Genomic DNA, 18,137 nt, shown 5'->3' on the forward strand with positions numbered 1-18,137 from the left:
CATTATTTTATAGAAATTGTTTAAAGTTTTATTTTTGAAACATTAAGATGATATTAAGGTGATAAGAGTATTAAGATCAGCTCCGCTTTGAGCTTAAAAATCAGAATGATTCATCTTAACAATACTTTATTTCTTAAATAGCTCTTAATGGCTCAATATATTAAAAATCAACAACTTCATAAGTTATTTTATTTAATCATCATCTTTTGAATGGCTATTCCTGTATCTGATTTCAACTGTAACAGATAAGTTCCCGCCGGATAATTAACCTTCATATTATAATTTCCATTCTCTTTATCCAGTTTGAATGAATCCAATTTTTTACCCGTCATATCAAAAATCAGGATCTCTCCGTTTTTTGCTTTACTGAAAACGAGTTGAGCGATTCCGTTTCGAACCGGATTATCTGCAATCTGAAGGGATAATTTGTTGGCTGCATTGGTATCTTCGGTTGATAAAGCACCAGCATAATTTCCAAAGATCCTGAATTCTCCCGGTTGTAAAGTGATTGGAGTTGTTGTGGAAGCTATATTCGAAATACTGTTGTCCATCAGATTCTGCCATTGACCTGTGTAAGGGAAATAAGGGACGACATTCTGTGCTGAAGTCGTGTAATTGGCTAATACAACCACATTCTTTATTCCTGTTGTAATAGCTGCATCATATACATAAATTCTTGTGATCAGGCCGGTAGGATCGTTCGTAAGGTTATTGGATTCTATACTGTAGGTTTTAGATTTAAAAACCTGATGGGTATTTCTGATGTTGATGATTTTAGCCCAAGTATCATATACTGCTTTTCTGTTCGCATTGGTATCATATCCTAAAGTGAATGCAACAGGTTTCTCATCAGTTCTGCATCCATTGTCTATAGTACCATTCGCACATCTGTTGATACTGAATTCATATCCTAGTTCTCCAAATTGCCAGATCATTTTCGGACCAGGAATGGTAAAGAAGGTTGCCCCGAAAGTTTTCATTCTTTCAAGAGCGGTATTCAGATCTTTCACATTATAACTTCCGTTGATTGCTCCATATGCAAGGTTTTTAAACATCAGTCTTTCTTCGTCATGGCTTTCTCCATAGCCTACAGCACTCATATTGGTGAAGCCGTGAAGACTGTGATTCATACGGTCGTAGTTGCTGTTTTCCTGATACCCCATTGTATTCTGATTGTAAGGGTCTGTCTGTTTATTCCAAAGCATAACCCCTTTACCTTCTGCAATTCTGTAGTTGGCCCATTGCTGTTCTTCGGCATCGGTTCCAAGATGTTCGAAGATCATGTAAGAATTCGGATCAATAGCCCATTGTCTGTCGGCATAGTGTTTCATGATATCTACTCTGTCTTGCTGATAGGAATTGGTGCAGGCTTCGTCATTTTCAGAACAGTTTTGAGTAAATCCTTTGGTTAAATCCCAACGGAAACCGTCTATGCGATATTCTGTCAACCATTGTTGAAGGCATCTTTCAACGTAATATTGCGTTGAAGGACTTGTATGGTTAAAATCGTTGAATACATTGTATGAATGTTTCGGAACCTGGTTGAAGTAAGGGTTGTCTGGAGCAACATTTCCATAGCCGTCACCATCCGGATCTATATTCCACAGCCTTACCAAAGGAGAACGTCCTGTAGCATGATTAAACGCTACATCCAGAATGACTGCAATTCCGTTCTGGTGGCATAGATCTACAAATTCTTTGAATTTTTCCGGAGTTCCATAAGCTTTGTCTAATGCATAATGGAAAGAAGTATTATATCCCCATGAAAGATTTCCATCAAACTCCATGATGGGAAGCAATTCTATAGCATTGATTTTTAAGTTTTTCAAATAAGAAATTTTGTCGATCAGTGACTGCCAGTTTTTTTCCTGTGTAAAATCTCTCAATAGTAATTCATAGACCACCAGATCTTGTTTTGCGGGTCTTTGAAAATTGGCAACCTGCCAGTTATAAGCCGTTTGACCTGTTTTGAATGTTGAAACTTCAAACTCTTGTCCTGCTGGAAATGCTGGTAAATTCGGATAAGTGGAAGCTGAAATCCACAGGTCATCATAAGAAGATAAAATTTGTGGAGAATATGGATCTGCTACTTTTCTCAAATCATTGGTTCTGTATTGGAAAGTATTCAGCTGCTGAGGAGTAATTCCGTTGAGTTCAATCCAGTAGAGATCAGGATTTGTGGTATCTTTTTTCATTAAATAGGTATCATTCACCACCCAGTTATTGAAACTTCCGATGACATGTACAAAACTTTTTCCCGGAGCGTATAAAGCAAGGCCTACCTTGGTGGGATCTGTCGGGTGATAATTGATTCCCTGTCTGATCCAGTTTGGTATTGCTTCAGAAACTACATTTCTCGGAACCTGTAAGATAAATGTTGCTGTTTTAGAATTGGTTCCCTGAGTCGCTACAAGCTCCATGCTGGTATCTTGAGTAACTGTATAACTGTAGGAATAAGACTGTGAAGGAGTGGTTGTTGAATTGACAACAATTCCGTTTGCTTTTAACTGAAATGTTGCATTGGAATTGGTTGTAGCCATAATAGTAATGGAATTCCCTACCGGAACCGAAGTGAGGCTGTTCGCTAACGGATTGGTAAGACTTAAACTTAATGCGCCTACATTTACAAAAATATCGGGAGAAGTCTGATGGGAACCTGTTTTATCTTTTAATAAAAACCCGAACCTTCCGATTCCTGTTCTTCCGAAGAATGTTGTTGGAGTAAAAGTAATTGAATAGCTGTCTGTTGCAGCATTATAAACCAACTTATTCAAATCATTGGAATTATTCCAGCTGCCATTGGTAGGACAATCCTGACTGTTCTGATAATTAGTGTCAAACGACCAGGTCCACATATAAATGGCATTATTGGAAACTCCCCATGCAGATTCGTCTATCTGATCGCCGGGAACCGTAAGCGTAATAGCATCTGTTTCATTGAATGGATTGGGAGAAATCGTATAATTAATCTGCCCAAAAACGTGCATTGTAATCAGCAGAAAAACAACGGAATAAAATTTTCTCATGTCTTATTTTTTATCGAATATAGTGTTATTTTTTATTCATAACCTTTATTTTGAGCCAGTTTTTGCTAAATATTTCCATTTTTCGGGAAAAACAAAAAAAAGACTCATGAAATTTCATGAGCCTTCCAATAAAAGTAATTGTAATGAACTAATTCCTTTTGGCAAAAAATCTTTGGTATTGAATTTCGCTTAATTTTTTATAATCTTTTTAGAAATGGATTGTCCATTCTTTAATTTTAATTCTACAATATACAATCCTGAAGGAAGTTCAGTCATGTTGATCTGATTATCCGAGAACTGTACATTCATTCTTTGTCCTACTGCGTTCACAACATTTACTTTTTCAATTCCTGAATCAGCTTTAACCATAAGAATTCCTTTTGTAGGGTTAGGATACACTCCAATTACAGTTTGATTCAGTTTGGTTTCTGAAGTACTCAAAGAAGAGGTAGGCTTGATGCATCTTACTGAAGCTCCCTGCCCTCTCATAGCACCAGCAGATGGATTGGCAATTGTGGATCCGATATACAGATATTTGCCTCCTAAACTTGATGTATCAGAGCTCCAGAAATACCCTCTTTGCCCTACAAAAGTAAAGTTCCCATCACTGGAGCTTCTATAACCTCCTGCAGGTAATTTAAGATGACTGTTATAAGCAGCTGTAGGGTTAGAAATACTTTCTGCTCCTATTAAAGTTGTCCAGTCTGCCTGAGAAGGCATTTTCCAGTCTGCACCTATTGCTTTACAAGGATCTATACCTACAGAAGCATTTACATCTGCAAGTGATGTCCCATTCCATGTATCTCCACTTGCAAAATTTGCCCACCATGCCGGAGATCCTGCAACATAACCTCCCACGGTGGTACTTGTTCCCTCCGGAGTGTTAGGGGATGGTGCCTGTACGATCTGAGAATTTCTAAGCTGATGTCCGTCATCCCATCTTCCCCATTGGAAAAGATCTCCATATGAATTGGCATCTGCCACTGATGAAGCCACCTGCGTACTTCCAAGGTTTTGCTGAAGCCAGATTTTTCCGTCTGCTCCTCTTACCGTAGTATAAGCAACCTGCTGCCCGCGATACATAAAACTTACACAACCAATATCACCTACATTTGCTCCAGGATCTGTATTGCTGCATGTTTGCGGATTAAGGTTCAGAGAAATTCTTTTCACCTTTGTTGTATTGTCGGAATAAGCCAGCACCAAATAATTCTGTGCCTTATCTATCGCTAAATCATTGTATTTTGCTTCTCCATCTGAAACAAAATCTCCTCCAAATGGAACCCAGTTTTGCGAATCATCTAATTTATAAACCGTATTTCTCAGGAAATTATCATTTTCAAAACGGCTGGCTACTACATAAGGTTTTCCGGATTCTGTTACGGCTAACGCAACATGTTGTACCCTTCCCTCTGAGAAATTGGCATTTCCAACCTGCACCCAGGAGTTTCCGTCAAATTTCTTGACATTCACTTTTTTTCCTCCGCCAGAGTTGGATACATACGCTACATAGATTCTATTCGCTCCATCTAAAGCAATATCAGCATTGTACTGTTCCCCTGACGAAGAAGCATCAGCTGCTGCTCCTCCTACCAAACTCCAGTTTTGTGCTGAACTTGCATCCGTACTGTTCTGATATACTTTTATCCCTCCGGAAACATTACAGGTATACACCATATTATTGGTTCCTATGACCATTTCAGCAAATTCAGCACCTCCTGAAAAGCCTGCATTTCCTACCTGTTCCCATGCACCTCCGGAATATTTTTTTACAGTTCCGGAACCGTAAGATCCATAAGTGAATATAATATTATCTGAGGATACTGCAGAAGCCTGATAATTGACCGAGCTGTCTGTAGCATTAGGAAGCTGAGACCATAAAGAGCCTGTAAATAAACGGACTTCCATCCCGGAACCTGGATAACCAAGCTGATTGGTATAATAAATACTGTTTCCGTTTGGACTTATAGACAATGAGTTGTAAGTGGCAGTTCCTGTAGTAACTCCGGGTGCTCCCCCTAAGTAAGACCACGAGTTTCCGTTAAATTTCTGAACAGAACCTTTAGCTACTGAAACATCATAATATGACAGATAATAGTTTCCTGAGTTATCAATAACAAGATTATTAAAACTGCTTCCTCCTGCAGATACATCCTGAATGCCTCCAACATTTTCCCATTGCTGGGCATACATATAGCTTCCAGCAACGGTTAGCAGTACTAATCCCGTTCTGATTTCCTGAATTGCAAAATGTAAATCTTTAAACATATGAAATATTATTTTTAATTATTCTAAATTTAATTTAATTTTGCGCAAAAGTACCTCACATAATTAACCCCGAGTTATCATTTTCGAACTTTTGGTTATCCTGTGAAGGTCTTTTACCTTAAGTAGTTGTACCATGGCTGTAAAAATGTGTTGTATGAGGAGTCAATCAAAAAGTGGACATTTGTTCATATCCGAGGACATCAAAATCATCATGCAGGAAGACCTGTGTCCTGATCAATCCTTCAAGTCTCATATGTTGGAAGGAAAGTCGAGTTTTAATCTCCTTTTTTTGTTAAGTGATGGAGTCAATTTAGAAGGTCATGATTGTGGAACTCAATTTTTATTTAAAAAAAATCAATATATACTTCATTATTCTCCTAAAGAAAGTGTTGCTGAACTATGGACAGAAAATCAGGAAATTCTGAGGTATCTCCAGATTCAGATTAATTACCAATATATTTTTAACCTCATCAATCCGGAACTTAATCGTGAGAATGCTGAGATTCTGGAAAATATGATCCATAATAATTTTATATTCCTTCATAAAGAAACGCCTCCGGATATGACGGTTGAAATGCATATGATCGTAAAAGAGATTCTGGATTATAATAAGAAAGGAATCATGCAGAAGTTATTTATAGAAGCAAAGATTATCAAACTTCTTATCCTGATCTTTGAGCAATTTAATGAGAAAAACATTCTCGAGGATACTCCAAAGACTCCTGAAATGATCAGGAAATTCATTGATGAAAATTATCACAGGAATATAAAAGCGGAAGAAATAGGAAAATATTTTGGTCTGAACCAGAATATCATCAGAAAGGAATTTAAAACCCAGTACCATACAACGATTGCTCATTATATCTCGGAGCTCAGAATGCTGAAAGCAAAGAAACTGATCACTAATAAAGAAATTATGATCAAAGAGATTGCTATTGAATGTGGGTATGAGTACCTCCAGAACTTTACACGCGCTTTCAAAAAGAAATTTGGGGTAGCTCCTGAAAGTCTGAGGAATAATAAATAGAAAAACCGCTTAATTGCTTAAGCGGTTTATATATGTTGTTTTGCTTTGATATTACTTTTTCAGAATTCAGGTGAAAAAGCAATGACAATCAATTAATGATGATGTCCGTGATCGTGAAGGAAAGGTCCGTTTCCTTTAGGCTCGCTATAGATAACTTCTACACCTTCCTGCTCAGAAACAAGCTTTCTTCTGATATCTTCAGGATCGAAAGGCTTTACTTTTCCGAAATACTCTTTCAAACCTTCAGTTAGCCACATTGGGATTACTAATCCGAAGAACATAAAAATACACCAGAATCCTACTAAGAACATAGTAATGAAGAATATAGTCCAAAGGAACTGGTAGAACGGCCAAAATGCTGATAATATCGTTATCATTCTCTTAAAGATTTTAGGCAAAAATAGAACTTTTTTCCTTTTTACACAAAAGATCAGCGTTCTATTTTCTTATTTATTTTAATTTTAAACTAATTAGTGGGCCAGATTTGCGAAGAAATCATTGCCTTTATCATCGGAAATGATGAATGCAGGGAAGTCTTTTACTTCAATTTTTCTTACCGCTTCCATTCCTAATTCCGGGAAGTCTACTACATCTACAGACACAATATTGTCTTTCGCAAGAATAGCAGCCGGCCCACCGATTGATCCAAGATAGAAACCTCCGTATTTATGACATGCATTGGTAACATCTTTACTTCTGTTTCCTTTTGCAAGCATGATCATACTTCCACCATGGCTCTGGAACTCGTCTACGTAAACATCCATTCTTCCGGCAGTAGTAGGTCCGAAACTTCCTGAAGCCATTCCTTCCGGAGTTTTTGCTGGCCCTGCGTAATAGATTGGATGGTTTTTGAAATATTCCGGCATTGGTTTCCCGCTGTCGATAATTTCTTTGATTTTTGCGTGAGCAATATCTCTTGCTACGATTAATGTTCCGTTCAGTTTTAATCTGGTTTTGATCGGATATTTGGAAAGCTCGGCAAGAATTTCCGGCATTGGCTTGTTCAAGTTAACCTCAACAGCTTCTTCTAAATGTGGAGGAGTATCTGGTAAGAACCTTTTCGGATCCTGCTCTAATTGCTCAAGGAAGATTCCTTCTTTCGTAATTTTTCCTTTGATATTTCTGTCTGCAGAACAAGAAACTCCCATTCCTACCGGACAAGATGCAGCGTGTCTTGGAAGTCTGATTACTCTTACGTCGTGGGTAAGGTATTTCCCTCCAAATTGCGCTCCAATTGCACTTTCCTGACAGATTTTCTGAACTTTAGCTTCCCATTCAAGGTCTCTGAATGCCTGTCCGGCCTCATTTCCTTCTGTCGGAAGATTATCGTAATATTTTGCAGATGCTTTTTTCACTGCTGCAAGGTTGGCTTCTGCTGAAGTACCTCCGATTACCAATGCTAAGTGGTAAGGAGGACAAGCCGCTGTTCCAAGATCTGAAATTCTTTCTTTAACAAATTCTTCAAGAGATTTTTCGTTCAATAAAGATTTTGTTTTCTGATATAAGAATGTTTTATTCGCAGAACCTCCTCCTTTTGTCAAGAATAAGAATTCGTAATAATCTCCTTTTTTAGCATAGATATCTATCTGTGCAGGAAGGTTAGACCCGGAATTCTTCTCATCAAACATCGTCAAAGGAACCACCTGAGAATATCTTAGGTTTCTTTTCTGATATGTATTGAAGATCCCCTTGCTCAGGTATTCTCCATCATCCACTCCCGTGTACACATTTTCTCCTTTCTTTCCCATTACGATAGCTGTTCCAGTATCCTGGCACGAAGGAAGAGCTCCCTCTACAGCTACTGCAGCATTTTGTAAAAGGTTGTAAGCAACAAATCTATCGTTATCTGTAGCTTCAGGATCATCAATAATTCTTCTAAGGCTTTCTAAGTGCGAAGAACGAAGCATGAAAGAAACATCTGCCATCGCTTCTTCAGCTAACAGTTCCAATCCTTTCGGGTCAACTGTTAAAATTTCTCTCTCTCCTAGTTTTTCAACCTTTACATAGTCTGATGTAAGCTTCTTGTACACCGTATCATCTTTCTGAATAGGATACGGATCCTGATATCTAAAATCCATTCAATTTTTGTTTGTACAAAAGTACGCCTCCTTTAAAAAAATATGAGTAAAATCAGTCATTTATATTGATATTTATAATGATTATAAATTGGAGGTTTCTGAGTTTATAAGTACCTTTATAGAAGCTAAATAAACAAAGCCAAAATATTATTTTTTTCATTAAACATAAATAATGTTTACAATTTTTATGGCTTAAAATAAAAAGATCATACAAATTTCAACCACTATGAATTACAGAATTGAAAAAGACACCATGGGAGAAGTGCAGGTCCCTGCAGATAAACTTTGGGGCGCACAGACGGAACGTTCCAGAAACAATTTTAAAATAGGACCTGAAGGCTCAATGCCACATGAAATTATCGAAGCTTTTGCTTATCTGAAAAAGGCTGCAGCTTATACCAACACTGATCTGGGAGTGCTTTCCGCAGAAAAAAGAGATATGATTGCTAAGGTATGTGATGAAATACTGGAAGGAAAACTTAACGATCAGTTTCCTCTGGTAATCTGGCAGACAGGTTCCGGAACTCAGTCGAACATGAATGTCAATGAAGTTGTTTCCAACAGAGCTCATGTTAATAACGGAGGAACATTAGGCGAAAAATCTGAAATTCACCCGAATGATGATGTGAATAAATCCCAATCTTCCAATGATACCTATCCTACTGCGATGCACATTGCTGCCTATACGAAAGTAGTAGAAGTAACCATTCCGGCTGTAGAAAAACTAAAAAATACATTGGCTGAAAAGTCAAAAGCTTTCAAAGATGTTGTAAAAATCGGGAGAACCCATTTGATGGATGCCACTCCGCTTACTCTCGGACAGGAATTTTCAGGATATGTGGCTCAATTGGAATTCGGATTGAGAGCTTTAAAAAACACATTACCTCACCTTTCTGAGCTTGCATTAGGAGGAACTGCTGTAGGTACAGGATTAAATACACCTAACGGTTATGATGTAAAGGTAGCGGAATATATCGCTCAATTTACCAATCATCCTTTCATTACTGCAGAAAATAAATTTGAAGCCCTTGCTGCGCATGATGCGATTGTAGAATCTCACGGAGCTTTAAAGCAACTTGCCGTTTCTTTATATAAAATTGCTCAGGATGTAAGATTACTGGCCTCTGGTCCACGTTCCGGAATCGGGGAAATTCATATTCCTGAAAATGAGCCGGGATCTTCTATTATGCCGGGGAAAGTAAATCCTACTCAGAATGAAGCGATGACCATGGTTTGTGCACAGGTTTTAGGAAACGATACGACCATATCATTTGCCGGAACTCAGGGGAATTACGAGCTGAATGTTTTCAAACCGGTAATGGCTTACAATTTTTTACAGTCTGCCCAACTGATTGCTGATGCATGTATTTCCTTCAACGATCATTGTGCGGTAGGCATTGAACCGAATCATGAGAGAATTAAAGAGCTTGTAGACAAATCTTTAATGTTGGTAACGGCTTTAAATACTCATATCGGATATGAAAATGCAGCTAAGATTGCAAAAACAGCCCATAAAAACGGGACAACATTAAAAGAAGAGGCCATTAATCTTGGTTTGTTAACTGCTGAACAGTTTGACGAATGGGTAAAACCCGAAGATATGGTAGGAAGTTTAAAATAATGATTCTATAACTGATACAACGCAAAAACTCCGGGAATAGTTCCCGGAGTTTTTCATTTTACTGTCAAAATATATTTAATCTAATCCAATAGCCAAGCCAAATATCAGTGCTTTATCATTTTTGAAATAACTGTCTTTAAAGAAATTGCTGAAATCTTTTTTAACAAACACGCTGAAACTGTTGTATGAGAACGTGATCTGCGCTCCATAGACAAAAGGATTCACCTGATAGTTTCCGCGGTCTCTGTTTTCACCATCATTTCCTTTTACAATATTGTTGGTAGACATTTTTACCCCTCCATACACATTGGCTCCAATTTTAAAGCCTGTATAATAACTTCTGTACTGGATATCCATTCCGGCATTTTTAAGTTTTGAGAAGTTATACTGCATCCCAAGGGGAACCATAATATATCCGGTTCTCAGTTTGCTTTTATCAAGGTTTCCGTTGTACTGCGCCAAAGCGACTCCCTGATCTGCACTTCTTGTAAACAGCATATTATTATCTGCTCTTACTGTTCTCCAGGAAAATCCTAATCCGGAAATTACTGCCCACGGACTTGTTCTGCTAAGCTGATAGTTCAGTTTAAGACCAAACTCCAGGTTATTGGCATATCCTATATTTTTATCAAGGACATTATCTTGAGCACTGTTTGTCAACGTCATAATTCCATAAGAGAAATATCCAGTAAAGCTTCTGCTGGGGCGGAATTTTTTCAATAATTTTTCTTTAAGCTCTTCTTTAGAGGTAACATCGGTATTCAAAAGGGAATATCTTACCTGCTTTTGAATAACGTCATCCAGATCAAATCCAAGTTCCTCAATTCTTTTATCCATTTTCTCAGAATAACGGTCTGCAATCTGAGCTTTTTCTCTGTCGAAATCTGCTTTATCAAGATTTCTGGCCTGCAAAACGACCAGTTCATCTTCCATCAGCTTTTTTTCTTCCTGAATGATGGTATTGATCTTTGCGGCATATTCTTCTACTTTTTCTTTTACAATAGGGCTTACCTCTGTATCTTTTTTAGAAGACAGGTTAATATTGAATGTCTTTTGTGCATAGAATGATGCTGAAAAAGAGCACAGCAATCCCATTACGATTAATTTCTTGATCATATTATTAATTTTTAAATTTTTACGGATAAATTATCTGGCATTCAAATCAATAGTAGCCACGTTACTTCCATCCTTTGTTTTTTCGATAACATCTTTATGCTCTACTGAGAAAAGAAGTGTGGATGGGTCTACATATTTTTTCTTTTTAACCGGAGTTTTTATAGAATCGGCTTTTGCCATCAGTTTAGGATTAGAAATCTGAGTGATATCCAGTTTCTTCAAAGGAAGAGTTTCTTTAGGGATAAGTCTATTCTGGTCCATTGCCATAGGAGAAATCGCTTCTTGCTTATCATGAGAAAGAATTTTTCTCACTTCCTTTTTATCATTATCCTCAACTGCCAGCGGAACATGATTCTGAACCGGATCTTTTACAATTTCTTCTGTAGTATTTTTTCCGGTTTGCTTTACAATTTCCGGCTGAGTTTCAGAAGGCTGATTAAGAAAAAGAAGAACGCTTCCCAAGCTGAATGTCAAAATCAAACATGCTGCTACTAAAAACCAGTTCATTTTTGATTTGGCACGGTGATTATTGTTATTCTGAAGCTCAATTTCGGACCACAGATCCCGTGATGGAGTAATTTCTCTTTCATCAATCTGCTTTTTGATCTGAAATTCAATATTATCTTTAGACGTTTTCATTTTTCACTTTTTTTTGTTGTTGAAAGTAGATCTTTCTTAATTTTTCTTTTGCTCTGAACAGCTGTGTTTTGCTGACAGCCACTGAAATCTGCAAAGTATCCGCAATTTCCTGATGAGAATATTCTTCCAGCACATACAGGTTAAAAACCATCCTGTAGGCATCGGGAAGCTGGTCCAAAAGCTCTTGTGCATTAAAATCACAATCAATCTCTGCTTCATGGATATCTTCATGAAAAGATTGATTAATCTCGTCCAGATAGAAAACTGTTTTATTACTTTTGATAAAATTCAGGCATTCATTCACGACGATTCTTCTTGCCCAGCTTTCCAGGTTCGACTCTCCTCTGAAGCTTTCTATGTGTTTAAAAATTTTACAGAATGCTTTAATGAGACAATCTTCAGCCTGATACAAATCGCTCACATAGCTTTTGCTTACACTCAGGAATCTCTTTACATTCTGTTCATAGAAAATCTTCTGTGCAGCCGGATCCTGTTTCTTCAGGAGGCTTAACAAATCATTCTTTTTATTTCCGAACAAAAGTTTCATGCTTATGCTGTTTCTATACTAAAGACAATCAAAACAAAAAAAGGTTACAACTTGAAAAAAAATATTTTATTATTTACTACAATAAGTTGATTTTTTTTGTCCAGAGTTACAAATTTCCACACCTTTTTTATTTCGAGAGAGAAAAGAAAAAGCATCAAATAAAAAACTGAAAAACAATATTTTAATTAAGAACAGCCCATTTTTTTCCTATATTAGGGATATAATTATCTTAAAACTAATCCTATGAAAAATCTAAAAAAATTAGACAGAGAAAATTTAAAAGCATTACTAGGAGGAGGCTTTACATGCCTTGGTAACCTTTACTTAATAGAAGCAAACGGTTATTATGCATGCTGTACAAAACCCGATGTAGATCCCTGCAGTTCTTCTGCATTTTGTCTGACTCCTGTTGGTATGTGTGATACAGGTATTCCAGCTTAGCTCAATCTATGCTAATAAAAACAGTACCATGAAACAACTAAAAAAGTTAAAAAGAGAGAACCTGAAAACAATTAAGGGAGGAAACACACCACTATGCGATATGTATCTGGTGCATTATAACGGATATTATGCATGCTGCAGCGTGCCTGCTACCAATCCCTGTGAACTGAAAAAAAGAGAGTGTCTGGTTGAAAGCGGAATGTGTGATGCATACAATCCTGGGAATCCGACATAATTTCTCTAAACAATAAGTGATAAAAAGGCTGCCTTGACTGAGGCTGCCTTTCATTTTATCCTGAGAATTTATCAAGCATATTTCTGGTAGGAACAAAGAAAAGTGTTCCGGTAACTGCTGTGCTGAAATCTAAAATTCTGTCATAATTTCCCGGAGGATCACCCATAAACATATTTGTCAACATTTTCTTTGTGGTAGCAAATGTACTTGAATAGGCAATAAAGTAAGTTCCAAACTCATTGGTAGAAGGATTCCCAAAAGGCATGTTATCTCTGACGATTTTCAATTCTTCTCCATTCTCTCCTTCGATATTAGCTAGAGCAATATGTGAATTCGAAGGTTTTACAGCATCAGACATTTCAATATCATTTTCCTTTGACCTTCCAATCACTTTTTCCTGATCTTCCGTTGACAAACCCTTCCAGGCATCCATATTGTGAAGGTATTTCTGAACAAAAAGGTAACTTCCCCCTTTATACTGAGGATCTTCGTCGCCTATTTTTCCAAAATAATCACGGTCGTCCCCATGAGGATTTTCCGTTCCATCTACAAAACCAAGAATAGAACGTGCATCCCAATATTTGAATCCATGAATCTCCAGAATACTTTCAGCTGCAGAACTTAATAATCCGGAAATTTCAACTGCCATATCGAAAATAAGGCTCTTATTGTCTGCTCTCAGATGAAAATGAAGATCTCCGGGAGTAGAAACAGCGGTATGTTTTATTCCCTTTATTTCTTCAAAGCTTGCTAATTCTTTTGGCAGAGGCTTTGGTAGTTCCAGTTTACTCCATGCATCTGCACCAATTCCCATGACACAACTTGCTCTGCTGTCCGGAAAACGGTTAAACACCGAATTATTAAGATTTAAAACCAAAGCACATAATTCCTGAAAAACATCTTTCAACTGTGGGCTGTCATTAAGTTTCCAGACCATGAAAATAGTATTGCTGTTGGGATAATCTGTTACATTCTGTGATTCTATTGTATTCATACCTCTATTTTTGTGGTATTAAATATCCGAAACTGAAACCTGATCTGCAAAATATTGTTCCAAATCTTTCAATGTTTCCGGATTAGTCTGAATATCTTTTACCAAAAGACCTTTGTTTACCACCACAATTCTGTTGCAGACTTCTGTGGTATGGGAAAGATCGTGGCTGGAAATAAGAAAAGTAACGCCATCCTGTTTTGATAGTTCCTTGATCAGATTTTTAAGCTTGATCTGAGTAGACGGATCGAGGTTGGCAAAAGGCTCATCAAGAATAATAATTTCAGGATTCCCGATGATAGCTCCTACAATTCCTACTTTTTTCTGATTTCCTTTTGAAAGATCTCGGACATATTTCCCGGATTTCAGGATCTCACCATTGAAAAAATCATGAAAAGGTTTCAGGAATTCGTCTACAGATGCTTTGTTTTGGCCTCTCAATTCCCCAAGAAAATAAAAATATTCCTCCGGAGTAAGATAACCAATGAGAAAGGTATCATCTACAAATGCTGATACTTTATTTTTCCAGGCTTCAGATTCATTGACTTTAATACCATCAATGCTTACAAATCCTGTTGTTGCCTGAATCAAATCCAGCATCAGGCTGAAAAGAGTTGTTTTTCCTGCTCCGTTATTTCCTACAAGGCCAAATGTTTCCCCTTTAGAAATTTCAAGATTTTCGATATTAAGAACGGTTGCTTTCCCGTATGTTTTTGATAAATTATGTATATTAATCATGGCTTAACTTATATTTTTAAATGCATCTAATGTGCTGTATTTCTCTCTTTTATATTGCTTTACAATAATATCGAAGATTTTCTCTCTCAGAAAAAAGCCTATAATTCCTATAATTGCAATGCTTATCACTCCGCCAGTAATTCCCCATAGATATTTTGTTAGGGCAAATACTCCCATTGGGAGAAGCATTTTAGGAATCAGCAAAAGCATAGCAATCATATTGAAGCTTACTTTCTGTCCCAATCTTTTTTCCTTTGTATTAAGATCAATCTGAGTTTTATTGAAAGCTCCGGACCACAAAGTAAATTGAGAATTCACGCCAATATTATATAATCCTGCTGCAAAAAATGTAACGTACACTTCCCAGCCGAAATAGGCATAACAAAGTGCTATAATGATAGAAATTCCCGTCACAATATTCATCAGCCACCATTTCGCTTTCAGATATTCTTTGTAAGGAACATTCAGGGTCATCATCAATGGATAGTATGAACTGTCAAAAGCGGGAACTCTCTGCCCAAAAAGAAACTGAAAGCCTCCTGTTACAAAAAGTCCCATAACCATCATCATTGCCGGTGTTTTGTACATTGAAGAAGTAAACATCAGCAATCCGTAGAACAGAAACATAAAGCTGCCCAGCAAAATTCCCTTGGGTACTTTATTACGTCTCAGCATTTTAATATCATTATTGATAAATGTTCCAATAACTCCATATTTATTCAGGAATGCAATATTCTCTGTTTTTCCAACTGCTTTTTTGGCTTCAAGACCCTGATCAAGGTAAAATTCATTGCGCAGGTATCGGAAACAGATCCACCATAATATTACGAACAAAGCAACAGGAATCAGTGCAAAGTATGGTTTTTCATAGAAACTAAAGAAAACAGATTCAGAATAAGACAGAACCGGAATTACTTTATAATACCCCAACATTCCTATACCTAAAAGGCATATTCCTATGATCACCGCCACAGTTTCTTTACCGTTGAAAAAAATATTGAGGAAATTATTCAGGTACAGTAATGAAATCACCCCTATCAGCCATAACAATACTCCTGGAATGCTGTATCCATTGAATAACGCAATCAGTGAAAATGTAATAAAAAATAAGGAACTCAGCCAACTGAATGCCGAAAGAAAAGTTTTAGCCAGCATATAATTGACTAATGTATTCTTCCGGATATTCATCGTAAGAAAGGGCTTGATATTCTGTGTAGGAATTTCCTGCCAGAGGTATTTGAGAACAAGATCAATAATCCAGGCAACAATCATGAATTTTGAAACCACCTTTACAGGATTCTGATGCATCTCCTCCTGCACGTAGAAGAAAGCAATAAAAGCTCCACCTACAAGACAGCCCACGAAATAAAGAATTCCTATAAAACGGAGAATTTTCATGGTCAGATTGATCCCTAAAGATGTACCACGAAAAAAGCTTTTGATTTCAAGCTTAAGGAACTTTAGAAACATATTTTAGTTTTTATACATTAGTAAATATAATGTAAAATATGTTACAACTTCTTAAGAAAAAAGTGGATTTATTTAATTATCCTATAAGCTCTTTTGCCTGTGCTAAAGCTGCTTCTGTGATTTTACTTCCGGAAAGTAACTGAGCAATTTCGTTCAGTTTTTCCTCACTGCTTAAAGGAATAATGGTAGATTGTGTTCTGCCGGAAATATCTTGTTTTACTACTTTATAATTATCATTTCCTTTAGCAGCAACCTGTGCAAGGTGGGAAATAACAATCAATTGCATGTCTTCAGACATTTCTCTCATCAGGTTACCGATTTCTTCAGCTACTTTTCCTGAAACACCAGTGTCAATTTCGTCCAGAATAAGGGTTGGCAACTCATCACTTTCTGCAATAATCTTCTTTACAGCAAGCATTACTCTTGATCTTTCACCGCCGGAAATAGCAGTCTGAATCGGTTTTAATGGAAACCCTGAGTTGGCCTGAAACAACAGTTGGATATTTTCTTTTCCAAATTGGTTAAATTCGTCAGCATCCTGCAATTCTATATCCACTTTTGCTTTTTCGAGCCCTAATTTTTTCAGAAGTCCTTCTGCTTTTTTGATGAAAACAGAAACATTCTTATGTCTGTTCTTTGAAAGTTTTGAAGCAAGACTCAGAAGTATTTTTTCTTTTTGAGAGATATTTTCTTCTGTTTCTTCAATCTGTAACTCCAGATCTGAGGCTCCTTTCTGATCTCCGGCCAACTGATTTCTGATCTCAATAAGTTCATTAAGATCTGCAACATTATGTTTAAGGAATAAAGCGTTGATTTTATTGTTAAGATCGGTAAGATATATCAGATTTTCAGGATTGATTTCTACTCTTTCCGCTTCATGTTCCAGTTCGGAGATGATGTCTTTAAGCTCTACAAAAGAAGTTTCCAGTCTTGAATCAAGTTCAGCAAAACTGGTGGAAATTTCGGAAATTTTTGAAAGCTTGTTAGTTGCTTCATTAAAGAATGACAGAATTCCTATTTCTTCCTGATGAAACCTAGATAGAATCTGGCCTACATTTTCGGAGATCATTCCCGCATTTTCCTGGATAGAAAGCTGGTTTTGAATATCTTCATAATCAACATCGTCAAGCTTCAGCTCTTCCAATTCGTTGAGTAGAAACTCTTTATAATCGCTTTCTTTATTGGATTCTGAAAGTTGGGTTTTCAATTTTTTCAATAGCAATTTCAGCGTTTGAAACTCAGAAAACTCCTGTTGATAATCTTCAATGATTTTTTTATTCTCAGAAAGCCCATCTATAATTTTAAACTGATATTCTGAGGTAAAAAGATTGGACGTTTCAAATTGAGAATGGATATCAATCAGTTGTGAGGAAAGCTCTCTAAGAATATCCAACGTTACCGGTACATCATTGATAAACGCTCGGGATTTCCCTGAGGGAAGTATTTCTCTTCGGATAATAGTCTGAAGTTCGTAGTCCAGATCATTCTCTATAAAGAATTTCTTAAACTGATTGTTGAGAGAAAACTCGGTTTCCACCACACTTTTCTCTTCAGCTTTGGCGATTGATTTTACATCTGCTCTTTCGCCTAAAATAAGCCGAAGAGCACCTAGGATAATAGATTTCCCTGCCCCGGTTTCTCCGGTAATAACCTGTAAACCATTTTTCAATGATACCTCAAGGGTATCAATCAGGGCAAAGTTTTTAATGTAAATTCTCGAAAGCATTGATAATCCGGGTTATAATCCAATTTGAGTTTGAACTGTAAAAATAAGTTTTTTTTCATTCTTGTCCGATTAAATTAAAGCATAATTAACGGATCGCTCCTACGGAGCTTTATTTTTTACGGGGATTTCATTTTTCTCTTCTAACAGCAGATCCCGATGGGATCAAATCCAGTTCCTGTGGGAGCTAACTGTTAATTCATGTTGCAAACATTGA

15 protein-coding genes are annotated in these 18,137 nt (G+C 36.9%); 4 read left to right on the forward strand and 11 right to left on the reverse strand.

Annotation, left to right across the window (positions count from 1 at the left end; genetic code table 11):
* Nucleotides 1-188 precede the first annotated feature (188 nt).
* Entirely contained in the window at nucleotides 189-3,026 is a 2,838-nt protein-coding gene (locus REB14_RS13165; protein WP_309522399.1) for an alpha-amylase family glycosyl hydrolase, read from the reverse strand.
* A 189-nt stretch (nucleotides 3,027-3,215) separates the two neighbouring features.
* On the reverse strand, nucleotides 3,216-5,294 hold the full coding sequence (locus tag REB14_RS13170) for a T9SS type A sorting domain-containing protein (RefSeq protein ID WP_309522400.1): 2,079 nt from the start codon (nucleotides 5,292-5,294) through the stop codon (nucleotides 3,216-3,218).
* Between the two features lie 154 nt (nucleotides 5,295-5,448).
* On the opposite strand from REB14_RS13170, the gene REB14_RS13175 reads away from it, so the two are divergent.
* Nucleotides 5,449-6,321 carry a helix-turn-helix domain-containing protein gene (locus tag REB14_RS13175; protein WP_158521391.1) on the forward strand — a complete coding sequence of 291 codons (873 nt, stop codon included), beginning with the start codon at nucleotides 5,449-5,451 and terminating at the stop codon, nucleotides 6,319-6,321.
* A gap of 92 nt (nucleotides 6,322-6,413) precedes the next feature.
* Here the strand turns inward: REB14_RS13175 and REB14_RS13180 are convergent, their stop codons facing one another.
* The gene (locus tag REB14_RS13180; protein ID WP_172625768.1) at nucleotides 6,414-6,698 is read right to left on the reverse strand and encodes a hypothetical protein; all 285 of its coding nucleotides are present in this window, start codon (nucleotides 6,696-6,698) and stop codon (nucleotides 6,414-6,416) included.
* A gap of 93 nt (nucleotides 6,699-6,791) precedes the next feature.
* A complete protein-coding gene (locus REB14_RS13185) occupies nucleotides 6,792-8,399 on the reverse strand; it encodes a fumarate hydratase (RefSeq protein WP_079243525.1) in 1,608 nt (535 codons plus the stop codon).
* Nucleotides 8,400-8,625: 226 nt separating this feature from the next.
* Between REB14_RS13185 and fumC the strand changes: the two genes are divergently transcribed.
* The gene (fumC, locus tag REB14_RS13190; RefSeq protein WP_079243526.1) at nucleotides 8,626-10,020 is read left to right on the forward strand and encodes a class II fumarate hydratase; all 1,395 of its coding nucleotides are present in this window, start codon (nucleotides 8,626-8,628) and stop codon (nucleotides 10,018-10,020) included.
* A gap of 75 nt (nucleotides 10,021-10,095) precedes the next feature.
* On the opposite strand, the gene REB14_RS13195 is transcribed toward fumC, so the two are convergent.
* From REB14_RS13195 to REB14_RS13205, 3 genes are read right to left on the reverse strand one after another with little or no spacing between them, the layout of a single operon-like run.
* The gene (locus REB14_RS13195) at nucleotides 10,096-11,136 is read right to left on the reverse strand and encodes a porin family protein (RefSeq protein ID WP_079243527.1); all 1,041 of its coding nucleotides are present in this window, start codon (nucleotides 11,134-11,136) and stop codon (nucleotides 10,096-10,098) included.
* Nucleotides 11,137-11,166: 30 nt separating this feature from the next.
* Nucleotides 11,167-11,775, reverse strand: coding sequence for a hypothetical protein (locus REB14_RS13200; RefSeq protein ID WP_309522401.1), 609 nt, complete (start codon nucleotides 11,773-11,775; stop codon nucleotides 11,167-11,169).
* Nucleotides 11,762-12,322 (reverse strand): RNA polymerase sigma factor, encoded by a 561-nt coding sequence (locus tag REB14_RS13205; RefSeq protein ID WP_079243529.1) that lies wholly within the window; start codon nucleotides 12,320-12,322, stop codon nucleotides 11,762-11,764. Before REB14_RS13205 ends, REB14_RS13200 begins: the two co-directional genes overlap by 14 nt.
* Nucleotides 12,323-12,565: 243 nt before the next feature.
* Here REB14_RS13205 and REB14_RS13210 point away from each other — a divergent pair, with 243 nt between their 5' ends.
* Nucleotides 12,566-12,763 (forward strand): bacteriocin-like protein, encoded by a 198-nt coding sequence (locus REB14_RS13210; RefSeq protein WP_079243530.1) that lies wholly within the window; start codon nucleotides 12,566-12,568, stop codon nucleotides 12,761-12,763.
* A 28-nt stretch (nucleotides 12,764-12,791) separates the two neighbouring features.
* Nucleotides 12,792-12,998 carry a hypothetical protein gene (locus tag REB14_RS13215; RefSeq protein ID WP_079244012.1) on the forward strand — a complete coding sequence of 69 codons (207 nt, stop codon included), beginning with the start codon at nucleotides 12,792-12,794 and terminating at the stop codon, nucleotides 12,996-12,998.
* 55 nt (nucleotides 12,999-13,053) lie between these two features.
* Here the strand turns inward: REB14_RS13215 and REB14_RS13220 are convergent, their stop codons facing one another.
* From REB14_RS13220 to REB14_RS13235, 4 genes are all read right to left on the reverse strand, one after another.
* Complete coding sequence (locus REB14_RS13220) at nucleotides 13,054-13,992, reverse strand: Dyp-type peroxidase (protein WP_309522402.1); 939 nt, start codon at nucleotides 13,990-13,992, stop codon at nucleotides 13,054-13,056.
* A gap of 18 nt (nucleotides 13,993-14,010) precedes the next feature.
* Nucleotides 14,011-14,727: an ABC transporter ATP-binding protein gene (locus tag REB14_RS13225; protein ID WP_079243532.1), complete on the reverse strand. Its 717-nt coding sequence runs from the start codon at nucleotides 14,725-14,727 to the stop codon at nucleotides 14,011-14,013.
* A 3-nt stretch (nucleotides 14,728-14,730) separates the two neighbouring features.
* Nucleotides 14,731-16,197, reverse strand: coding sequence for a DUF5687 family protein (locus REB14_RS13230; RefSeq protein WP_309522403.1), 1,467 nt, complete (start codon nucleotides 16,195-16,197; stop codon nucleotides 14,731-14,733).
* Nucleotides 16,198-16,273: 76 nt separating this feature from the next.
* Nucleotides 16,274-17,923 (reverse strand): DNA repair protein RecN, encoded by a 1,650-nt coding sequence (locus REB14_RS13235; protein ID WP_309522404.1) that lies wholly within the window; start codon nucleotides 17,921-17,923, stop codon nucleotides 16,274-16,276.
* Between the last annotated feature and the right edge of the window lie 214 nt (nucleotides 17,924-18,137).

Source organism: Chryseobacterium metallicongregator (genome assembly GCF_031324065.1).
Taxonomy (GTDB): Bacteria; Bacteroidota; Bacteroidia; order Flavobacteriales; family Weeksellaceae; genus Chryseobacterium; species Chryseobacterium metallicongregator.

Bases quoted from the DNA above. Each gene is read 5' to 3' on its own strand.
- REB14_RS13165 (WP_309522399.1), bottom strand. From the start codon at position 3,026: ATGAGAAAATTTTATTCCGTTGTTTTTCTGCTGATTACAATGCACGTT.
- REB14_RS13170 (WP_309522400.1), bottom strand. From the start codon at position 5,294: ATGTTTAAAGATTTACATTTTGCAATTCAGGAAATCAGAACGGGATTA.
- REB14_RS13175 (WP_158521391.1), top strand. From the start codon at position 5,449: ATGAGGAGTCAATCAAAAAGTGGACATTTGTTCATATCCGAGGACATC.
- REB14_RS13180 (WP_172625768.1), bottom strand. From the start codon at position 6,698: ATGATAACGATATTATCAGCATTTTGGCCGTTCTACCAGTTCCTTTGG.
- REB14_RS13185 (WP_079243525.1), bottom strand. From the start codon at position 8,399: ATGGATTTTAGATATCAGGATCCGTATCCTATTCAGAAAGATGATACG.
- fumC (WP_079243526.1), top strand. From the start codon at position 8,626: ATGAATTACAGAATTGAAAAAGACACCATGGGAGAAGTGCAGGTCCCT.
- REB14_RS13195 (WP_079243527.1), bottom strand. From the start codon at position 11,136: ATGATCAAGAAATTAATCGTAATGGGATTGCTGTGCTCTTTTTCAGCA.
- REB14_RS13200 (WP_309522401.1), bottom strand. From the start codon at position 11,775: ATGAAAACGTCTAAAGATAATATTGAATTTCAGATCAAAAAGCAGATT.
- REB14_RS13205 (WP_079243529.1), bottom strand. From the start codon at position 12,322: ATGAAACTTTTGTTCGGAAATAAAAAGAATGATTTGTTAAGCCTCCTG.
- REB14_RS13210 (WP_079243530.1), top strand. From the start codon at position 12,566: ATGAAAAATCTAAAAAAATTAGACAGAGAAAATTTAAAAGCATTACTA.
- REB14_RS13215 (WP_079244012.1), top strand. From the start codon at position 12,792: ATGAAACAACTAAAAAAGTTAAAAAGAGAGAACCTGAAAACAATTAAG.
- REB14_RS13220 (WP_309522402.1), bottom strand. From the start codon at position 13,992: ATGAATACAATAGAATCACAGAATGTAACAGATTATCCCAACAGCAAT.
- REB14_RS13225 (WP_079243532.1), bottom strand. From the start codon at position 14,727: ATGATTAATATACATAATTTATCAAAAACATACGGGAAAGCAACCGTT.
- REB14_RS13230 (WP_309522403.1), bottom strand. From the start codon at position 16,197: ATGTTTCTAAAGTTCCTTAAGCTTGAAATCAAAAGCTTTTTTCGTGGT.
- REB14_RS13235 (WP_309522404.1), bottom strand. From the start codon at position 17,923: ATGCTTTCGAGAATTTACATTAAAAACTTTGCCCTGATTGATACCCTT.